Genomic DNA, 19,096 nt, shown 5'->3' with positions numbered 1-19,096 from the left:
CGTGCGCGTCCTCGTCTACCCCCACGACCTGTCCGTCGGCGGCAGCCAGCTCAACGCCGTCGAGCTCGCCGCCGCCGTGCGCGAGCGCGGCCACGACGTCCTGGTGCACGGTGTGCCCGGTCCGCTGGTCGAGCGGGTGCACGAGCTCGGTCTGGAGTTTGTCCCCTCCGCGCCGGTCGGACGCCGCCCCACGCCCGGCGTCGTGGCCTCGCTGGCCCAGGTCGCGGCCGAGCGGCAGGTCGATGTCCTGCACGGCTACGAGTGGCCGCCCGGGCTCGAGTGCCACCTGGCCGCGCTCCGCAGCCCCGCTGTCGCAGTGACCACCGTGATGTCGATGGCCGTCGCGCCGTTCCTGCCGCGCACGTCGCACCTGGTGGTCGGCACCGAGCAGATCGCGGCCCACGAGCGCGCCCGCGGCCGGCAGCGGACCTCGCTGCTCGAACCGCCGGTCGACCTGGCGGTCAACGGCCCCGACGTCCCGCTCGACCTCGCCGGCTTCCGTGCCCGCTGGGGTCTCGACGACGGTCGCCCGACGGTCGTACTGGTGACCCGGCTCGCCCGGCAGCTCAAGCTGGAGGGCGTGGTGACGGCCCTCGAGGCGATCTCGAGGGTCGTGCGCACGACGCCGGCCCGCCTCCTGGTCGTCGGCGACGGCGAGTGCCGCGCCGAGGTCCGGGCCCTGTCCGAGGAGGTCGACCGGGTCCACGGGCCGGGCACCGTCGTCCTCACCGGCGAGCTCGCCGACCCGCGCCCGGCGTACGCGGTGGCCGACGTCGCGCTCGGCATGGGTGGCTCGGCGCTGCGCGCGATGGCGTTCGGAGCGCCCCTGGTGGTGCTCGGCGAGGGCGGCTACGTCGCGCCCCTGACCGAGCAGAGCCTGCCCGGGTTCCTCTGGCGCGGCTGGTACGGGTACGGCCCCAGCGGCGCCGGCACCCCCGCCGAGGTGCTCGCCGACCTCCTGACCGGGCTGCTCGAGGACCCGGCGCGGCGCGCCGCTGCCGGCGCGCTCGGCCGTCGGGTCGTGGAGGACCGCTTCTCCCTCGTCGCCGCGGCCCGCCGCCAGGAGGCGGTCTACGAGGCGGCGCTGGCTGATCGGCCGTCGTCGGCGGCGACGGTGGGCGCCTCCGCGCGTTCGGTCGGCGAGTTCGCCGCACACCACCTGCGGCGTCGTGCGCGCCGGATCGCCGGTGCCGGCGCCACCGAGGACTTCAACGCCAGCCCCCTCGCCCGCGACGGTCGGGCGCCGGCGGGTGCCGGGGCCGTGCTCTGGTTCGCCGGCGCCTCCTGGGACGCGGTCGCCGGCACCGATCGCCACCTGGCGACCGCCGTGGCCCGGGACCGGACGGTGGTCTGGGTCGACCCGCCGATGTCGTTCGTCGCCCGGCGCCGCCGGGGCGTCGACGTCGCCCCGGTCACCGAGCCGTGGCCGGGCGTCGTGCGGGTCAACACCGTCGTGGTGCCGGGCGTGAGTCGTCCGGTGCTGCGCCGCGTCACCCGGTCGCTGGCCGCGAGGCACGCCGCGCACGTCGTCCGGCGGCGCGGCCTCGACGTCGACGTCGTCGTCGTCAGCGACCCCGAGCAGACGCTGCCCCAGCGCGCCGGCCGCGCGGTCCGGGTCTACTTCGAGACCGACGACTTCGTGGCAGGCGCCGCGCTGCTGGGCAGCGACGCCGGCCACGCCGAGCGCCGCCGTCGCACCAACGTGCGCCGCAGCGACGTCGTCCTGGCGATCACCACAGAGCTGGCCGGGCACCTGGCCGCCCTCGGGGCCTGGGTCCGGGTGCTGCCCAACGGCGCGGACGCCGAGCACTACCGCGACGTCGACGGCATCGCAGCCGCGGACGAGGTGACACTGGACCGTCCGCTGGCCGGCGTCGTCGGTCAGCTCAACGACCGGCTCGACCTCGACGCGCTCGACGCGGTCGCCGGCACCGGCTCCCGGCTGCTGCTGCTCGGGCCCCGCCACGAGCAGGACCCCGCCACCCGCCGCCGGCTGGACGCCCTCATCGCCCACCCGAACGTGCAGTGGGTCGACCGCCAGCCCTTCGCCCGGCTGCCGGCGTTCATGTCGGCGATCGACGTCGGCCTCACGCCGTACGCCGTGACGGAGTTCAACCGCGGCAGTCATCCCCTCAAGACCCTGGAGTACCTCGCCGCCGGGCGCAGCGTCGTGTCGACCGACCTGCCGGCCTCCCGCGCCCTGGGGGCGGCGCTGGTCACCGTGGCGACGTCGCCGGCCGGCTTCGCCGAGGCCACGGTGCGACAGCTCGCCGAGGCGGGTCCCGGACGGGGCGGGCCGGCCGCGTCCGGACGCCGCGCCTTCGCGATGCAGCACACCTGGACCGCGCGGGCCGGCGAGCTGCTCGCGATCTGCCACGACGTCCGCTGCGGCCGCGCGGGAGCCCGGGGGACGACGCCATGAGTCACGTGGTGCCCCGCGGTGCCGGCTTCGCCGTGGTGACGGCGGCCGACCACGCGCACGCCACCGAGCTGGCGGCCCTGGTCCGCGGCCGGCGCGACGGCGTCGTGTCGGTCCTCGCGCCCGCCACGTTCCTGGTGCGGTGGGGAGCGCTCGCCGCGGACCGGCCGGACGACGACGGGACCCTCGTGACCGTGCGGGGCGCACGCGGCCGCGCCGGCGACCTCGCGCCGGACGACGTCGGCGTCCTGCTCGCCGAGCCGTTCCACGACCAGCTCGACGAGGCGGGCGACGCGGCCCGGCTGAGGGCGGTGCTGCCGCCGTTCGCCGCCGTGGGCGCCGTCGGCGGGGAGGCCGTGGTGCGGGTCGACTGGCTCGGCTTCCGCCACGTCCACGTGACCCGGGGCGACGGCTGGGCCGCGGCGTCGTCCTCGGCCGGCGTGCTCGGCGCGCTGCGCGGCGAGGGCCTCGACCGGGAGGCCCTGGCCTCCCAGTCCCAGCTCGGGTGGCAGACCGGGTCCCGGACGTGGCACGTGGGCGTGCGACGGCTCGGTCCGGGGGAGCGCGCGGCCCTCGGCGACGGCCGGCTGTGCTGCCGCGGACCCCGCTACCCGAGGGCGGTGACCACGACGCCCCGCACGAACGCGGCGCCCGAGGCGGTCGCTGCCGACCTGCTGCGCGCGTCGGTGACCTCGTTCCTGGACGACCACCCCGATGCCGTCCTCCAGCTCACCGGCGGCCTCGACTCCCGCATCCTGCTCGCGGCCGTGCCACCACGGCGGCGCCCGGAGCTGGAGGCGCTCACCCTCGTCGTCCCCGGCTCGCCCGACGCCGAGATCGCTGCCCGCCTGGCCCGCGAGCAGGGCATGCGACACCACCTCGTCGACCTCGACGGCCTCGACTCGCTGACCCCGGCCGAGGCGTGGGACCAGGTGCGCGAGGCCGCCCGGCGCGTCGACGGCGCCGCCGACCCGCTGGGCCTCGCGGTGCTGCTGTGGGCCGAGCGGGACCTGCCGGCACGGCCACGGCTGGCGGGACTCGGCGGCGAGGTGGCCCGAGGGTTCTACTACGTCGGGCCGCCGCTGCCCCTGCGGGTGACCCCGACCCGCGCGGGCGCGCTGACCCGATGGCGCCTGACGCCCAACGAGCGGGTCGACCCCGCGGCGTTCGCGCCCGGCGTCGCCGAGGCTGCTGCCGCGCAGGTCGCCGGCGACGTGCACGCGGCCCTCTCCGCGACCGGCCGGCCGTGGTGGCCGGCGACCGACGAGCTCTACCTGTGGGAGCGGACGGGGCGGTGGGCCGGGGTGCTCGCTTCCGCGACGTGCGCCGACCGCACGACCGTGAACCCGATGCTCGACCGGGCCTTCGTCGACCTCGCGCGCTCGGTGGGCCCGTCGGTGAAGCAGAACATGCGGCTGCTGAGCCGCATCCTCGTCGAGCTCGACCCCGACCTCGCGCTCATCGGCCTCGACCACCGACCGCCGCCCGTCGCCTACGCGACCCGCACCTGGCGCGGCTCGGCCGCCCTGGCGGCGACCCAGGCCCGCCGGGTGGGTGGCAAGGTGGCCCAGCGGCTGCACAGCACCACCCGACCGCCGGCCGGCGGCGAGACGCTGAGGTCGTTGGTGCTGGAGCACTGGTGCGCGGAACCGGCACTGCTCGACCCCGCCCGGTCGCTCGGCGTCCTGCGGGAGGACTGGCTCGACGCGGTCGCGGCCGGACGGCACCGCCCCGCAGCCACGACGGTGTCGTTCCTGGTGAACCTGCTCAACGCGCTCGAGGAGCAGGAGGGCCGCTCGGTCCCCTCGGGCCGGTCTTGCCAGTCGGGTCAGAGCGGGACCAGCCGGGTGCCGCACCCGAGTACCGCCGGCCGGGTCGAGGGACGCAGCAGCGCCCGGACGGAGGCCCGGGACTGATGATGACCGCGCGCCACCCAGGTGAGCTCCGAGAGCACCGTGAGGCCGAAGTAGGCGGCGCCCGCCGCCGGGCCGGAGCGCCGTCGGAAGAGGCGCACCCGGTTGAGGATCTGTGCGGTGTGGGTCAGGTCGTTGCGCCCGGACGCCCCGCCGACGTGGACGGCGGTCGACCCGGGCGCGAACCAGGTCGCCCAGCCGGCGTCGCGGGCGCGGAGGCAGAAGTCGGTCTCCTCGGAGTAGAGGAAGTAGGACTCGTCCCAGTCGCCGACGGCCCCGGCGCAGGCCGCGGACACCGCGAGGACGGCGCCGAGCGCCCAGTCCACCGGGCCCGGCCGCTCGTAGGCGCCTGCCTCCTGCACGTACTCCGAGAGGGCCGGGACGCCGACCCGACTCAGCCCGAGGGCCCGCAGCACGGTCGGCTCGCGGCGCAGCGAGTGGTGCAGGTCGCCGGCGTCGGTGCGGACCCGGGGCGCGGCGATGCCCACGCCAGGGCGGTCGAGGGCGGTCAGCAGCGGACGCACCGCTCCCGGGTCGAGCCGCACGTCGGGGTTCAGCACGAGGTAGGCCGGGGCGGCGGACGCCGCGCGGAGACCCCGGTTGATGCCGCCGGCGTACCCGGTGTTGGTGGACTCGACGATCCGGCAGTCGCCGCGGGTCTGCAGCACCGCGACCGTGTCGTCGACGGAGCCGTTGTCGACCACCACGACGTCGGCGGTGAGGTCGCCCAGCGCCGCCGGGAGCGAGTCGAGCAGGTCGCCGACGACGTCGGCGCTGTTGTAGGCCACCACGACCACGGCCACGTCGCAGGTCATCGGCCCACCGTAGGAGCGCCGGCCGCGCCCACCGCGCGACCGGGCGACCACATCGCCCAGATGGGGGAGACGCCATGAGGGTGCTGCTGGTCGCGCCGACCACCGACCCGACCGACGTGGGGGAGGCGTGGGTCGCCGCGCAGTGGGCCGAGCGCCTCGGCCACCGCCACGAGGTCACGCTGCTGACCTACCGCAAGCGGTCGCGGCCAAGCGCCGTCGACGCGCTGCCGCACGTGCGGGTCGTCGAGTGGGTGGAGCCGCCGCTGCTCGGTCGCGCCGAGCGGCTCAACAGCCTCATGAAACCGGCCTACCTGCCCTTCCACGTCCGCGCCCGCCGCTGGATCCGCGACGCGACCGCGCGCGGGGAGCACTTCGACGTCGCCCACCAGCCGCTGCCGGTCGCGATGCGCTACCCCACGCCGCTGTGCGGTCAGGGCGTCCCGTACGTCCTGGGCCCGGTCGGCGGCAGCCTGGTCGCGCCGCCGGCCCTCGACGCCGAGGACACCGCCCCGTGGTGGACCGGCCTGCGCCGGGTCGACGCCTGGCGGATGCGCCACGACCGCGCGCTGCGGGCCGGGTACGCCGGGGCGGCGTGCGTGCTGGGCATCGCCCCCTACGTCGCGGAGTCGCTCGCGCCGGTGCCGCTGCGCCGCTTCGAGGTGCTCTCGGAGACGGCCCTCCGGGAGCTGCCGCCGGCCACCCCACGGTCCGCACCGCGGCCCGGCGAGCCCTTGCGGCTGCTCTTCGTGGGCCGGCTGATCCGCACCAAGGGCGCCCGCGACGCCGTCGCCGCGCTCGCGCACCTGCGCGACCTGCCCGTCGTCCTCGACGTTGTCGGCGACGGCTTCGACCGCGGCCCGTGCGAGCGGCTCGCCCTCGACCTCGGGGTCGCCGATCGGGTGCGCTTCCACGGCACGCAGCCGCGCGAGCAGGTCGACCGGTTCTACGCGCAGGCCGACGTCTTCGTCTTCCCCAGCTACCGCGAGCCGGGCGGCAACGTCGCCTACGAGGCGATGGGCCACGCGCTGCCCGCCGTCGTCGTCGACCGCGGCGGTCCCGGGGAGGCCGTCACCAACGCGTGCGGCATCAAGGTCGCCGCCCACACGCCGGCGCAGCTGGCACGCGACCTCGCCGCCGCCGTCCGACGCCTCGCCGAGGACCCGGCCGCCCGGCTGGGCATGGGTCGCGCGGCGCGGGAGCGGGTCGCGACGACCGGGCTCTGGGACCACAAGATCGACCGGGTGAGCGGGCTGTACGAGCAGCTGGCTCGAGAGGAGGCCGCACGTGTTCGTCCGTGACGTGTTCAAGGCGCTGGTGCGGCGGTGGTACCTCGTGCCGCTCGTCCTGGCGATGACCGCCGGGGGAGTCGCTGCCGCCCTCAGCCAGGTCGGTCCGACCTACCGGTCGACCGCCAGCGTCGTCCTGGTGCCACCGGAGACCACGCTCGGCGTGACCGGCAACCCCTACCTCTTCCTCGGCGGGCTCGAGCAGAGCGTCGACGTCCTCAGCCGCACGCTGTCCTCGCAGGAGGTGCGCGCGCAGGTGCGGGACGCCGCCGGCACCGACCGGGACTACGAGGTGGTCGGCGACGTCGCCACCAGCGCGCCCATCGTGCTGGCCACCGCGGAGGGCGGGTCGGCGGCCGAGGCCGACCGACTGCTCGACGCCGTCCTGGACGCCGTCCCGGAGGTGCTGGCCAAGCTGCAGGACGACCTGGGCGTCAAGCCCGGCGCCCAGATCGACACCCAGGTGATCGCCCGCACCGACGAGCCGGAGGTGGTCCAGAAGACCCGGCTGCGCCTCGCCGTCCTCGCCGCCGGCGCGGGCGGGGTGCTCGGTCTGCTCGTCGTCCTGGCCCTCGACGGGGTGCTCCTGCGGCGCCGCCTGCGCCGCGACACCCGCCGACCGTCGTCCGCGTCGCCCGAACCGGTGGCGGTCGCGCTGCCCGGTCCCCGGAAGTCGTGACGGTGCTCCAGGCGCGCCCCGCGGCGCCGTTCCCACTCTCCCCGGCGTCCGCGCTGGGGAGGCTCGACGCGAGCTCGGTGCTCACCGGGTACGCCGTGCTGCTGATGGCCGTGCCGAACCGGCTGGTGATCGGTCCGCTGGGCGGTGCCGGCTCGCCGGCCGGCGTCCTCGGCCTGGCCTGCCTGCTCTGGTGGGCGGCCCACCAGCTCGGGCGCTCGGCCCCGACGGCTCCCGCCCCGGCCCCCGTGCGGACGGCGCTGGTCGCGCTCGCGTTCGCGGTCGGGGCGAGCTTCGTCGCCGCGACGGTCCGCCCGATCGACCCGCAGGAGTTCAGCACCGCAACCCTCGGGCTGGTGCTGCTGGCGGGCTGGGGCGGCGTGCTGCTCGTCGGCAACGACGGCATCGCCTCCCGCAAGCGCCTGGTCGTGCTGGTGCGGCGGGTGGTCGCGCTGAGCGCCGCGATGGCGACCCTCGGCATCGTCCAGTTCCTCACCGGCGAGACCCTGGTCGACAAGATCTCCGTCCCGGGGCTGGCGGTCAACCACAGCCTGACGTCGCTCACCCTGCGCGAGGGCTTCAGCCGGCCCTCCGCGACCGCGACGCACCCGATCGAGTACGGCGCCGTCATCACCATGATGCTGCCCCTCGCGCTCGCCCTCGCCTACGGCGACCGCGAGCGGTCCGCGCTGCGCCGCTGGGTGCCGGTCGCCGCGATTGGGATCTGCATCCCGCTGTCGATCTCGCGCTCGGCGCTGGTCGCCGGGGCGGTGGCGCTGGTCGTCGTCCTGGCCAGCTGGCCGCGCGCGGCGCGTGCGGTCGCCGGTGTGGCGCTCCTGGTCGGGAGCGTGCTCATGTACCTCCTCGTGCCGGGGATGCTCGGCAGCCTCCTCGGCCTCTTCACCCGGATCGGCTCCGACAGCAGCGCGCTGTCGCGCACCGGGTCCTACGACATCGCGGCCGAGTTCGTGGCGACGTCCCCGGTGTTCGGCCGGGGTTTCGGCACCTTCCTGCCGGCCTACCGGATCCTCGACAACCAGTACCTCGGCCTGACCATCGAGATCGGGCTGGTCGGGCTGACGGCGTTCCTCGCGGTGCTCGTCGCCGCCCTGTGGTCCGCCGTGCGGGCCCGCCGGGCCGCCCGCGACCTGCTCGGTGCCCAGCTGGCCACCGGCCTGCTCGGCGCGGTGGCCGCCGGCGCGGTCAACCTGGCCCTCTTCGACGGATTGAGCTTCTCGATGTCGGCCGGCGTGCTGTTCTTGGTGCTCGGCCTCGCCGGGGCCTGCCGACGACTGGAGGACCGCCCATGACCCGGATGCAGACGTGGCCGGCCGACGCGGGCACGGTAGCGTCTAGATTGCGCTCCGCCCGGGGCGGCCGCCGCTGTGGGAGCAAGGGATCCTCCATGTTCCAGCGTGCCCTCACCCGACTGAGCCTGGTGCTCCTCGCCGTGCTGGCCACCGTGGCCTGCGCCGACGGACCACCCGGACCGGGCTCGGCCGCCCCCGCGGCCGCCGCGCCCGCCGCCGTCCCGGACACCGCCGCCCGCACCCGGCCCGCGACGGCCGGCGACGCCGTTCCCCGCGCGCAGCGCCGCAACTGTGCCCGCCGGCCCAGCCGGTGCGGCTACCCCGACGCCACCAACACGGGCGTGCCGGACGGCACCACCCTGCGCAGCTCGGGCTCCATCGACGCCGACCGTGACGGCATGGTGATCGACGGCCGTGACGTGCGCGGCGAGATCAACGTGACCGCCTCGAACGTCACTATCAAGAACACCCGCGTCACCGGTGGCCGCGGGATCGGACCGGCCGACTGGGTGATCATCATCCGACCCGGGGCCGAGAACCTCCGGATCGTCGACAGCACCATCCTGACGCCGTCCGGGAGCCCGCAGGACATCGCCTGCGTCTTCAACATCGGGGAGAGCCGGCCGTGGATCCAGCGCGTCGACATCAGCGGCTGCAGCGCCGGCGTGTCGACCGGCGGCGGCACCGTCCGTGACTCCTACATCCACGACATGGCCCAGGTCGCGGGCCTCTCGCACGACGTCGGGATCGCCTCCAACGGCGGCGGCGGCCTCCAGGTGCGGCACAACACGATCTTCAACCAGCTCGACCAGACCGCCACGGTGGCGATGTACCAGGACTTCGGCGGCCAGCGCGACAACGTGGTCCGGCGCAACCTGCTGGCCGGTGGTGGCTACTGCGTCTACGGCGGCGCGGGCGACACCGCGACCCGCAACATCAGGTTCATCCGCAACCGGTTCAGCCGGCGCTACCACCCCCGCTGCGGCTACTACGGCGTGGTGGCCTCGTTCGACCGCCGCGACCCCGGCAACGTGTGGCGCGAGAACGTCTGGGACGACACCCTGCGACCGGCCGGGTAGGCGGGGCGACGATGACGACCTGGGACGCGATCGCGGCCTGCCGCCGGCGTTGGTACGTCCTGCTGGCGGGACTGCTGGTCACGCTTGCCGTGGTGGCCGGGCTGGGCCGGGTCGACGGCGTCTACGCCGCCCGGGTCGACGTCGTCTTCCTCGCCCCGGCGACGCCGGCGGCCCCGAACCGGATCGCGTCGGCGTCCTCCAGCGTGATCGCCATCGCCGGTCAGGTGCAGCGGATGGTCGCCCCCGGCCCGCACGGCGGGATCAACCGCGGGGCGACGAGCGACGCCGTCGGCCTGCTCGGCACCGGCGTCGACAACGGCTCCGCGATCGTCCTGCCCGACTCGGGCGGCCAGTGGGCCCACGGCTTCGACCGGCCGGTGCTGAGCATCGAGGTCACCGGGGCGTCGCCGGCCGACGTCCTGGCCCGCACGCGGGAGCTGGTGGCGCGGGTGGAGGCGGTGACCCTCGGGCTCCAGGACGACCCGCGGATCGCCGCCGACAACCGGATCACGACCAGCCTGTCGCCGGCCGTCCCCCAGGTCAGCCACCACCAGGGCCGGCGCTCGCTCTCGATGCTCGTCGCGCTCCTGCTCGGGCTCTCCCTCTCCGTCGTCCTCGCCAGTGCGTCCGACCGTCACCTGAACCTGCTCCGGCGCCTCCGCACCCGCCCACCCCGCTGACCCGTCAGTGATCACTGACGGGTCAGCGTGGGAGTCAGGCGCTGGTGTCGACGAGAGGGGTCTCGCGGAGAGGGGTGGCGGCCTCGCGCTCGAGCGAGGACGCCGGTGACCACTCGGGGAGCCGGCGGCCGACGCCGAGGTGCTGCTCCACGGCGGCCCGCACCCGGGCGGCGGCGAGGCCGTCACCGTAGGGGTTCACGGCCTGCGCCATCTCGGCGTGGGCGACGGGGTCGAGCAGCAGCCGGGAGGCGGCGGCGACGATCGCGTCCTCGTCGGTGCCGACCAGGCGCACCGTGCCGGCCACGACGGCCTCGGGCCGCTCGGTGGTGTCGCGCAGCACCAGCACCGGCTTCCCGAGGCTGGGTGCCTCCTCCTGGACGCCGCCGCTGTCGGTGAGCACGAGAGTGCAGGCATCCATCGCGCGGGCGAAGTCGGCGTAGGACAGGGGCTCGGTGACGGTCACGTTGGCGAACCCGGCCAGCGGCGGCAGCAGCACCTCGCGGACCACGGGGTTCTTGTGGGCCGGCAGCAGGAACTGGACGTCGTGGAACCGGGTCGCCAGCCGCGCGACCGCCGCCGCGGTGCGCCCCATCGGCGCCCCCCACGACTCGCGGCGGTGCGAGGTCACCAGGACGCTGCGTGCGCCCCCGGCCCCCTCGAGGACGCCGAGCGCGGGGTCCTCCAGCGGCAGTCGCCGACCGACGACGTCGACCAACGCGTCGATGACGGTGTTGCCGGTGACGACGACGTCGCCGGCCGGCACACCCTCGGCGAGCAGGTTGTCGCGCGAGACCGGCGTCGGGGCCAGGTGCAGCGAGGCGAGCTGGCCGACCAGCTTGCGGTTGAGCTCCTCCGGGAACGGGTCGTACCGCTCGCCGGTGCGCAGCCCGGCCTCGACGTGCACCACCGGCACCTGCTCGTAGAACGCCGCGAGCGCGCCGACGAACGCCGTCGTCGTGTCGCCCTGCACCACCACGGCGTCCGGGCGCACGGCGCGGACGACCTCGGTGAGGCCGGTCAGCACGCGACCGGTGAGCTCGTGCAGCTGCTGGCCGGTGCGCAGCACCTCGAGGTCGTGGTCGGGGACGATCCCGAACAGCGTGTTGACCTGGTCGAGCATCTCGCGGTGCTGGCCGGTCACGCACACCACGACGCGGAGCGCCGGCGACTCCCGGAGCGCCCGGACGACGGGCGCGAGCTTGATCGCCTCCGGCCGGGTCCCGTAGACCACCATCACCGTGCGCGGACCCGCTGTTCCCATGACAGGTCCCGGGGTCATCGCCACAGCCCCCGGGTGTCGTAGACGACCTTGCCGGCCAGCCGCGAGCGGCTCATCGACCGGAAGTGGTCGTGATCGACCAGGAGGACGACGATGTCGGCCGCGGCGACCGCCTCGGGCGCGCCCTGCAGCTGCACGTTGGCGAACATCTCCAGCTCGAGCGGCAGCCGCGTGACCAGCGGCTCGGCCACCCGGACGTCGAGGTCCGGCCGGGACGCCGCCAGCTCGGCCACGATGTCGACGGCCGGGCTCTCGCGCAGGTCGTCGATGTTGGCCTTGTAGGACAGCCCGAGGCAGGCGACGGTCGGCTCTCGGAAGCGGCCGCACGTGCGCAGCACCTGTTCGACGACGTGGTGCGGCTTGGCGTCATTGACCCCCCTGGCCGCCCGGATCAGCCTCGAGCTGTCCGGCGCGACCCCGACGATGAACCACGGGTCGACCGCGATGCAGTGTCCGCCGACGCCGGGGCCAGGGGTCAGCACGTTGACGCGCGGGTGGTGGTTGGCGAGCCGGATGACCTCCCAGACGTCGAGGCCGATCTCCTCGCTGATGTTGGACAGCTCGTTGGCGAAGGCGATGTTGACGTCGCGGTAGGCGTTCTCGACGAGCTTGGCCATCTCGGCGCTCGCGGCGTCGGTCGTGAGGATGGTCCCCTGGCAGAAGACCCGGTACAGGGCGGCCGCGCGCTCCCCGCAGCGGCGCGACAGGCCGCCGACGACGCGGTCGTTGGTGACCATCTCGATCATGATCCGACCCGGCAGCACCCGCTCGGGGCAGTGCGCGACGTGGACGTCGGCGACGCCCTCGGAGGTGTGGGGCAGCACCAGGTCGGGCCGCAGCTCTCCCAGCCAGCGGCTGACCTGCTCGGTGGTGCCGGGGGGCGACGTGGACTCGAGGATGACCACGTTGCCGCGCTCGAGCACGGGGGCGATCTGCTCGGTCGCCGCGCGCACGTGGCGCAGGTCGGCCTGGTGGTCGTCGGCGAACGGCGTCGGGACGGCGATGATGAACGCGTCGGCCCGTGGGGTCTCGGTGCTGGCGGTCAGGTTGCCCATGGCGACGGCACCGCTGACGGCGACCGCGAGGTCCGGCTCGACGAACGGCACCTCGCCGTTGGCGACCGCCTTGACGGTGGCCTCGTTGACGTCGACCCCGACGACCTCGATGCCGCGGGTGGCCAGGACGACCGCGGTCGGGAGTCCGATGTAGCCGAGGCCGAGGATCGCGACGCGTCCGGTGAACTGCTCATCCATGGTGCTTCTCCCTGCGGTCGTCCGGGCGGTGGCCCGGAAGGTGGTCCGAGTGCTGGTCCGTGTGCGGGTCGGGGTGGTGGGTCGGGGCCGGTTCGGGTGCGCCCGGTCGTGGGTAGGCGCCGCGCCGGTGCAGCAGCTCGGCGGCGGTGAGCCCGACGAAGACCGTGTTGGTGACCAGGTAGCGCCGCCAGAGCCGCCGCGGCTCCTGCCGCACCCGGTAGGCCCACTCCAGGCCGGCGCGTTGCCACGCCTCGGGGGCCCGCTGGGTGACGCCGGCGAGGACGTCGAAGGAGCCGCCGACTCCGTGCACGACCGGTACGCCGAGGCTGCTGCCGTACGCGGCGACGAAGTTCTCCTTGCGGGGGGTCGTCATGCCGAGGAAGAGCAGGTCGGCGTGGCTGGCCGCGATCCGCTCCGCGACCTCGTCGGACTCCTCGGCGCGGTAGTAGCCGTCGGCCCAACCGGCCAGGACCAGGCCGGGCCAGCGGTCCGCGACCGCGGCGCGGAGCCGCTCGAGCACCTCGGGCGTCGCCCCGAGCAGGTAGACCCGGAGGTGCCGCTCATCGGCGAGGCCGAGCAGCGCCTCGAAGAGGTCGATGCCGGCGACGCGCTCGGGCAGCGGACGGCGGAGCAGCCGGCTGGCCCACACCACCGACTGTCCGTCGGCGAGCAGGACGTCGGCGGTCAGCAGCGAGTCGCGCAGCACCGGGTCGACGCGCAGCTTGGCGATCTTGGCGGCGTTGACGACACCGACGAGGAGCCGGCCGTGCTCGTCGATGGTGCGGGCGGCGATGTCCACGACCTCCGGGAGCCGGAGCGCGTCGACGTCGAGGCCGTAGAGGACCCGGTGCGGGTGCGGGGCAGAGACGGAGGGTGTGCTCACGTCGTCGCCCCCGCCGGTGCGAGCCAGCCGTGCAGGAGCCACGCCGGTTCGTAGGGCCGGCACTCGTGGTCGACGACGCGGGGCAGCAGCCAGCGATCGACACCCGGCGCGGTCCAGCCGGGTCGCACGGCCGTCGTGACGGCGCTGAGCCCGCGGGCGGCCTTCGGCGGCTCGCGCCGCCCGACCTTGCGCCACACCAGCCGGTGCCGCTCGTGGACGACGTCCTCGACGACCTCGGGGTGCCGGTCGAGCCAGTGGACGCCAGCGGCGATCTCGGCGCGCCGATCGGGCCCGCCGGCGTCGGCCAGGTCCATCAGCACCATCGGCGCCATGCTGTGCTGGTGCACGCTGTAGACGGGGTAGCGCTCCACGACCTCGCCGTCGCGGACGTCGTAGTGCCACCACCACTGCCCGTGCTCGCCCTGCAGCGTGCAGAGCCGGGCCGCGCTCCGCTCGGCGAGCCAGAGCGCGGGCCGGTCGCCGGTCAGCGCGGCGGCGCGGGCGAGGGCCTGGACCGGGTAGATGCTGTCGGCGAAGCTGCCCACGTGGCGCCGCCACCGCGGCTGACTGCTTGCCGGGACGACGTGCGGGAAGATCCCGGCCTCGCCGGCCTGGACGCGGAGGCGGGTGACGGCGAGGTCGAGCAGCTCGGCGGTGTCGGCCCGGTCGTGGGCGGCCACGGCGGCGACGACGGTCCAGGCGAGGGCGACGGTCGTGATCGGCGCGTCGGCGTCGAGCGCGGCGCGGCAGCGGCCCAGCAGCTCGGTGTCGGGGTCCCCGCCCACCTCGGCGCTGGCCCAGGCGGCGAGCGCGACGGCACCCGGGTCGGCGTCGGTGCGGGCCCGCTCGGTCACCGACGCGGCGAGGTCGCGTGCCGACCGGCCCGCCAGGGTCCGGCGCTGGACCGCCTCTGGCACGCGGGCCAGGCCGAGTGCCGCCATCGCTGCGTAGCGCAGGTTCGTGCCCTCGGCACGCAGCTCGACGCCGTCGGGGCCGGGGACGCCGCGCACGGTCTGCGCCATCTCCCCGGTCTCCGGCAGGTAGGCCGCCGCGATGGCGTCGGGAGCGCGGTCGAGCAGGGTCAGCACGCGGCCGGCCGCGGTGGGGTCGACCTCGGCGAGCGCGTCGACACGGGGCGGGAGTCCGGAGATCACGCCCGCACCACCGTCGGGGACCAGGCATCGGCCACGAGCAGCCGCGGTTCGGCGTCGGGGTCGACGTCGCTCGACCAGACGTCGGTCACCCCGGCCTCGTCTGGTCGTGGGAGCCCGTAGAGCAGCGTGTCGTCGTCGAGCCACTCGACCTGGTCGTCGACGCTCGTGCGCTGCTGCGTGAGCAGGCGCTCCGTGCCCGTAGCGAGGTCGAGCACCCCGATCGTCCAGTGGGAGTCGGGCCGGCCCCGGGCGCCGGCGACCTTGTAGGCCACCTGGCCGCCGCCCGGCGAGAGCGAGGGACACTCGGCGTTCTCGCGGACGGCGGTGAGGGTGCGCGCACCGAGGTCGCCCCGGACCAGGTAGGTGCGGCCCCCGGTCGCGGCGGTCGCGTAGAACGTGTCGGCGTCCATGAAGGTGACTCCCCAGATGTTGCGGTCGCGGGCGGTGGTCGTCGAACCGTCGACGACCAGGTCGAAGCGCTCGAGGTTGCCGAGGCTGTCGCCGCCGACCTCGTGGATCTCGGTCACGGTCGAGAAGCCGGCCTGCAGGTAGGAGTGGCCGGAGACGAAGCTGGTCGACGACACGAGCGAGCCGTCCGGCGAGAGCCGGGTGCGGCTCGGGATGCCCCGCAACGGGCGCTGCTCGGTCTCCTGCCAGGCGGGGTCGAGCAGCACCTGGTCGAAGCGCGGCACCAGGCCGCGCTCGGCGCGCAGGCACGACACCACCGGTGTCGGGCCCGCGCTCGCGGCGACGCGGTCGCACGCGACGTCGGTGAACGCGCGCGGCCCGCCGGGGTCGTCGAGCGGCACGACCGCCACGAGCCCGTAGTGGTCGTCCACGCCGGTGTGGCGGAAGACCAGGCGCGGCACGTCGGCGACGTCGGCCAGCGGGGTGGTCGGCACGGCCAGCGGTGCGGAGAACCGCTCCTCCTGGGTCGCGGCCTGGGTGAGGACGAAGCCGCCGACGCCCAGCACGACCACGGCGAGGACGGCCACGAAGACCGCGGCCCGGACCCGGGCGCTCACGCCGCGCACCCGTCGCCGGCCTCGTCGAGGCCCCGCAGCATCACCAGGGCGACCGGCAGCGCGACGACCAGCACGGCGCCGACCGCGATCAGGGCGACGCCGGGACCGAGCGCGAACCACAGCAGCCCGAAGAGCGTCGACGACAGCATCCGGGCGACAGCCACCGTGGTCTGCGCCGACGCGATGCCGCTGGCGCGCATCGAGTCCGGCACCAACCGGCCGGCGAGCGCGGCCAGCACGCCGTCCGTGGCGGCGTAGAAGGTCCCGAGCAGCACCAGGGCCGCGATCGTCGCGTGTGCCCCGGGCAGGGGGACGGCGGCGCAGGCATAGCCACCGACCAGCGCGGCGTGGCCGAGGACGACGACCCGCGCGCGACCCACCCGGTCGGCCAGCTGCCCCAGTGGTACCGCCAGGGCCAGGTAGGCGACGTTGGTGCCGACGTAGAGCAGCGGGAACCAGTGCGCGGCGAACTCGCCGCGGTCGAGCAGCGCGAGGTAGACGAACCCGTCGCCGACGGTGAGCAGTCCGAGCCCGCCGGTCACGAGCAGCAGCCGGCGCAGTCGCGGGTTGGCCAGCGTCCGCCAGCGGAACGGCTCCGCCGTCGCGGGGGGAGCGGCCTGCGAGGCGGGCCGCGGCTCGTCCACGAGGAGGCCCAGCAGGGCCAGGCCGAGGACGGCGAACCCGGCCGAGACGACGAGCACCACGGTGTAGCCGTCGGGGATCCACCACAGCAGGGCGAAGGCGATCAGCGGCCCGAGCACGGCGCCGGTGGTGTCGAGGGCGCGGTGCACCCCGAAGGCGTGGCCGAGGTCCTCGGGCGCCGAGGCCGCCGAGATCATCGCGTCGCGCGGGGCGGTGCGGATCCCCTTGCCGACACGGTCGACCGCGATGACGGTGGCGACGGTGGCCAGGCCGGCGCTGACGAGCAGCGCCAGGCGGGCGACGCACGAGATCCCGTACCCGGCGAGGGCCACCCACTTGGGGTGCCCGCCCCGGTCGGCTGCCCAGCCCCCGGCGACCCGCACCAGCGCGCCGACCCCCTGGTAGAGGCTGTCGACCACGCCGTACGCCGCGGGGGAGAGCCCCACGACCGCCGTCAGGTAGAGCGGCAGGACCGCCGCGACCGACTCCGAGGAGATGTCGGTGAGCAGGCTGACGACGCCGAGGGTGACCACGACGGGAGCCACCCGGCCCCGGCGGGCCCGCCGGGCCTGGCGGCCCCGGCGACGTGCCACCACGCTGTCGACGTCGCCGCCGGTCGGCGCCGGGCGGTCACGGAGGGAGACGTACACCTCAGCACGACCCGACCCGGGCGTGACCGGGGACGCGCTGCGCCCGTCCCTGCGACATCTGGCCCCCCGGCTCCCCGCGCCCCACGCTCGGCGCGGAGTGCCCGCACCGGTGACGACGCCTAGAACCTAGGAAGAGCGGGCGACCGCGTCGGGAGTGATCGGGGGCTATACCCAAGAAAGGGCACGCCGTCGGGTCAGCGCGGGCGGCCCTGCTTCCTGCGGTCCTTGACCTTCTGCACCGCGGCCTTGATCTTGGCCTGGTTCTGGGGCTTGCGCGCCTCGTTGACGGCCCTGGTGGCGATTCCGGTCGCGGCCAGCTTCTTCAGGATGCTCATGCGACCACGCTACCCGGAGCGGGGGAGGCGATCTAGGAGCCGGTGACCCGGCCCGCGGTCACCTGCCAGCGCTGGTCGAGCCGGACGTTCTGGAGCAGCCGCCGGTCGTGGGAGACGAGCAACAGCGAGCCGTCGTAGGAGTCGAGGGCCTGCTCGAGCTGCTCGATCGCGGGCAGGTCGAGGTGGTTGGTCGGCTCGTCGAGCACGAGCAGGTTCACCCCACGGGCCTGGAGCAGCGCCATGGCGGCGCGGGTGCGCTCACCGGGGGAGAGCCGGCCGACGAGGCTGGTCACCTGGTCGGCGCGCAGCCCGAACTTCGCCAGCAGGGTGCGCACCTCGGCCTGGGTCAGCTCGGGGACGGCGGTCTCGAACGCCGTTCCGAGCGGCACGTCGTCGGGCAGGCCGGTGCGGGCCTGGTCGATGACGCCGACCGCGACCGACGCGCCGAGGGACGCCGACCCGGAGTCGGGCGGGTCCTCGCCGAGCAGCAGCCGCAGCAGCGTGGTCTTGCCGGCCCCGTTCGGGCCGGTGATGCCGACCCGGTCGCCGGCCGAGACCTGCACCGAGACCGGTCCGAGCGTGAAGTCGCCGAGCGTGCGGGTCGCCTCGTTGAGGGTGGCCACGACCGAGCTCGACCGCGGGGCGGCGGCGATGTCGAACTGGAGCACCCACTCCTTGCGCGGCTCCTCGACCTCCTCGAGCCGGGCGATCCGCGACTCCATCTGCCGGACCTTCTGGGCCTGCTTCTCCGAGGACTCGGTCGCCGCGCGACGCCGGATCTTGTCGTTGTCGGGGCTCTTGCGCATCGCGTTGCGCACGCCCTGCGAGCTCCACTCGCGCTGCGTGCGGGCCCGGGAGACGAGGTCGGCCCGGGTCCCGGCGTACTCCTCGTAGGCCTCGCGGGCGTGCCGGCGGGCCACCTCGCGCTCCTGGAGGTAGGACTCGTAGCCGCCGTCGTGGACGGCGACCTGGTGCTGGGCGAGGTCGAGCTCGACGATCCGGGTGACGCACCGGGCCAGGAACTCGCGGTCGTGCGAGACCAGGACGACGCCGCCGCGCAGCCCCTGCACGAACGCCTCGAGGCGCGCGAGGCCGTCGAGGTCGAGGTCGTTGGTCGGCTCGTCGAGCAGGACGACGTCGAAGCGGCTCAGCAGCAGCGCCGCCAGCGCCACCCGGGCGGCCTGGCCCCCGGACAGCGACGTCATCGCGGCCGACGGGCCGACGTCCAGCCCGAGGTCGGCGAGCACCGGGCCGACGCGGTCGTCGAGGTCGGCCGCGCCGCTGCTCATCCACCGGTCGAACGCGACGCCGTAGGCGTCGTCGGCCCCCGGCACGTCGCTGCCCAGGGCCGCGGCGGTCGCCTCCATGGCGGCGGTGGCCTCGGCGGCGCCGGTGCGCCGGGCGAGGTAGGTCGCGACGCTCTCGCCCGGGACCCGCTCGTGCTCCTGCGGCAGCCAGCCGACGAACGCGTCCTGCGGTGCCGCGGCGACGGTGCCCGCGAACGGCGTCGCCGCGCCGGCCAGGAGCCGCAGCAGCGTCGACTTGCCCGCGCCGTTGGCGCCGACGACGCCGACGACGTCGCCGGGGGCGACCGTGAGGTCGAGCCCCTCGAACAGGACGCGGTGCCCGTGCCCGCCGGAGAGGTCCTTGGCGACGAGGGTGGCACTCACCGGGCGATCCTAGTGCGGGTCGGCTTG

At 75.4% G+C, this 19,096-nt stretch carries 16 protein-coding genes; 7 read left to right on the top strand and 9 right to left on the bottom strand.

The annotated features are described in order from the left end of the window. Window position 1: 1 nt before the first annotated feature. Both FE634_RS10670 and FE634_RS10665 read left to right on the top strand, forming a co-directional pair. Window positions 2–2,422, top strand: coding sequence for a glycosyltransferase (locus FE634_RS10670; RefSeq protein WP_148240576.1), 2,421 nt, complete (start codon window positions 2–4; stop codon window positions 2,420–2,422). Continuing rightward, entirely contained in the window at window positions 2,419–4,335 is a 1,917-nt protein-coding gene (locus FE634_RS10665; protein ID WP_138875861.1) for an asparagine synthase-related protein, read from the top strand. Before FE634_RS10670 ends, FE634_RS10665 begins: the two co-directional genes overlap by 4 nt. Here FE634_RS10665 and FE634_RS10660 read toward each other — a convergent pair. After that, window positions 4,248–5,147 (bottom strand): glycosyltransferase family 2 protein, encoded by a 900-nt coding sequence (locus FE634_RS10660; RefSeq protein WP_138875860.1) that lies wholly within the window; start codon window positions 5,145–5,147, stop codon window positions 4,248–4,250. The two genes, FE634_RS10665 and FE634_RS10660, sit on opposite strands and share 88 nt — an antisense overlap. 74 nt (window positions 5,148–5,221) lie before the next feature. Here FE634_RS10660 and FE634_RS10655 point away from each other — a divergent pair, with 74 nt between their 5' ends. The 5 genes from FE634_RS10655 (at window position 5,222) to FE634_RS10635 (ending at window position 10,178) form a co-directional block, all read left to right on the top strand. Next, a complete protein-coding gene (locus FE634_RS10655) occupies window positions 5,222–6,445 on the top strand; it encodes a glycosyltransferase family 4 protein (RefSeq protein WP_138875859.1) in 1,224 nt (407 codons plus the stop codon). Beyond that, window positions 6,432–7,112, top strand: a complete 681-nt coding sequence (locus tag FE634_RS10650; protein WP_148240575.1) for a YveK family protein — start codon at window positions 6,432–6,434, stop codon at window positions 7,110–7,112. Before FE634_RS10655 ends, FE634_RS10650 begins: the two co-directional genes overlap by 14 nt. After that, the gene (locus FE634_RS10645) at window positions 7,109–8,419 is read left to right on the top strand and encodes an O-antigen ligase family protein (RefSeq protein ID WP_138875857.1); all 1,311 of its coding nucleotides are present in this window, start codon (window positions 7,109–7,111) and stop codon (window positions 8,417–8,419) included. Before FE634_RS10650 ends, FE634_RS10645 begins: the two co-directional genes overlap by 4 nt. A gap of 95 nt (window positions 8,420–8,514) precedes the next feature. Beyond that, window positions 8,515–9,498, top strand: a complete 984-nt coding sequence (locus tag FE634_RS10640; protein ID WP_148240574.1) for a right-handed parallel beta-helix repeat-containing protein — start codon at window positions 8,515–8,517, stop codon at window positions 9,496–9,498. A gap of 11 nt (window positions 9,499–9,509) precedes the next feature. Then, window positions 9,510–10,178, top strand: a complete 669-nt coding sequence (locus FE634_RS10635; protein ID WP_148240573.1) for a hypothetical protein — start codon at window positions 9,510–9,512, stop codon at window positions 10,176–10,178. Window positions 10,179–10,212: 34 nt separating this feature from the next. On the opposite strand, the gene wecB is transcribed toward FE634_RS10635, so the two are convergent. The 8 genes from wecB to FE634_RS10600 all read right to left on the bottom strand — a co-directional run bounded on the left by wecB (window position 10,213) and on the right by FE634_RS10600 (window position 19,069). After that, window positions 10,213–11,457 (bottom strand): non-hydrolyzing UDP-N-acetylglucosamine 2-epimerase, encoded by a 1,245-nt coding sequence (gene wecB, locus FE634_RS10630; protein ID WP_316043810.1) that lies wholly within the window; start codon window positions 11,455–11,457, stop codon window positions 10,213–10,215. After that, entirely contained in the window at window positions 11,454–12,710 is a 1,257-nt protein-coding gene (wecC, locus tag FE634_RS10625; protein ID WP_138875854.1) for a UDP-N-acetyl-D-mannosamine dehydrogenase, read from the bottom strand. Before wecC ends, wecB begins: the two co-directional genes overlap by 4 nt. Further along, window positions 12,703–13,593: a WecB/TagA/CpsF family glycosyltransferase gene (locus FE634_RS21340; protein ID WP_138875853.1), complete on the bottom strand. Its 891-nt coding sequence runs from the start codon at window positions 13,591–13,593 to the stop codon at window positions 12,703–12,705. Before FE634_RS21340 ends, wecC begins: the two co-directional genes overlap by 8 nt. Beyond that, complete coding sequence (locus FE634_RS21335; RefSeq protein ID WP_138875852.1) at window positions 13,590–14,747, bottom strand: hypothetical protein; 1,158 nt, start codon at window positions 14,745–14,747, stop codon at window positions 13,590–13,592. Before FE634_RS21335 ends, FE634_RS21340 begins: the two co-directional genes overlap by 4 nt. Next, a complete protein-coding gene (locus tag FE634_RS10610; protein ID WP_138875851.1) occupies window positions 14,744–15,772 on the bottom strand; it encodes a TolB-like translocation protein in 1,029 nt (342 codons plus the stop codon). The genes FE634_RS21335 and FE634_RS10610 overlap by 4 nt, the downstream gene beginning before the upstream one ends. Further along, entirely contained in the window at window positions 15,769–17,064 is a 1,296-nt protein-coding gene (locus FE634_RS10605; RefSeq protein WP_262347380.1) for an MFS transporter, read from the bottom strand. The genes FE634_RS10610 and FE634_RS10605 overlap by 4 nt, the downstream gene beginning before the upstream one ends. A gap of 194 nt (window positions 17,065–17,258) precedes the next feature. Further along, window positions 17,259–17,399 carry a hypothetical protein gene (locus FE634_RS21035; protein WP_170981679.1) on the bottom strand — a complete coding sequence of 47 codons (141 nt, stop codon included), beginning with the start codon at window positions 17,397–17,399 and terminating at the stop codon, window positions 17,259–17,261. A gap of 32 nt (window positions 17,400–17,431) precedes the next feature. Further along, on the bottom strand, window positions 17,432–19,069 hold the full coding sequence (locus tag FE634_RS10600) for an ABC-F family ATP-binding cassette domain-containing protein (protein ID WP_148240572.1): 1,638 nt from the start codon (window positions 19,067–19,069) through the stop codon (window positions 17,432–17,434). Window positions 19,070–19,096: the final 27 nt, after the last annotated feature.

The sequence above is a fragment of the Nocardioides sp. S-1144 genome (assembly GCF_005954645.2).
GTDB classification, from domain to species: Bacteria; Actinomycetota; Actinomycetes; order Propionibacteriales; family Nocardioidaceae; genus Nocardioides; species Nocardioides dongxiaopingii.
This window is presented reverse-complemented; position numbering and strand designations above follow the sequence as displayed.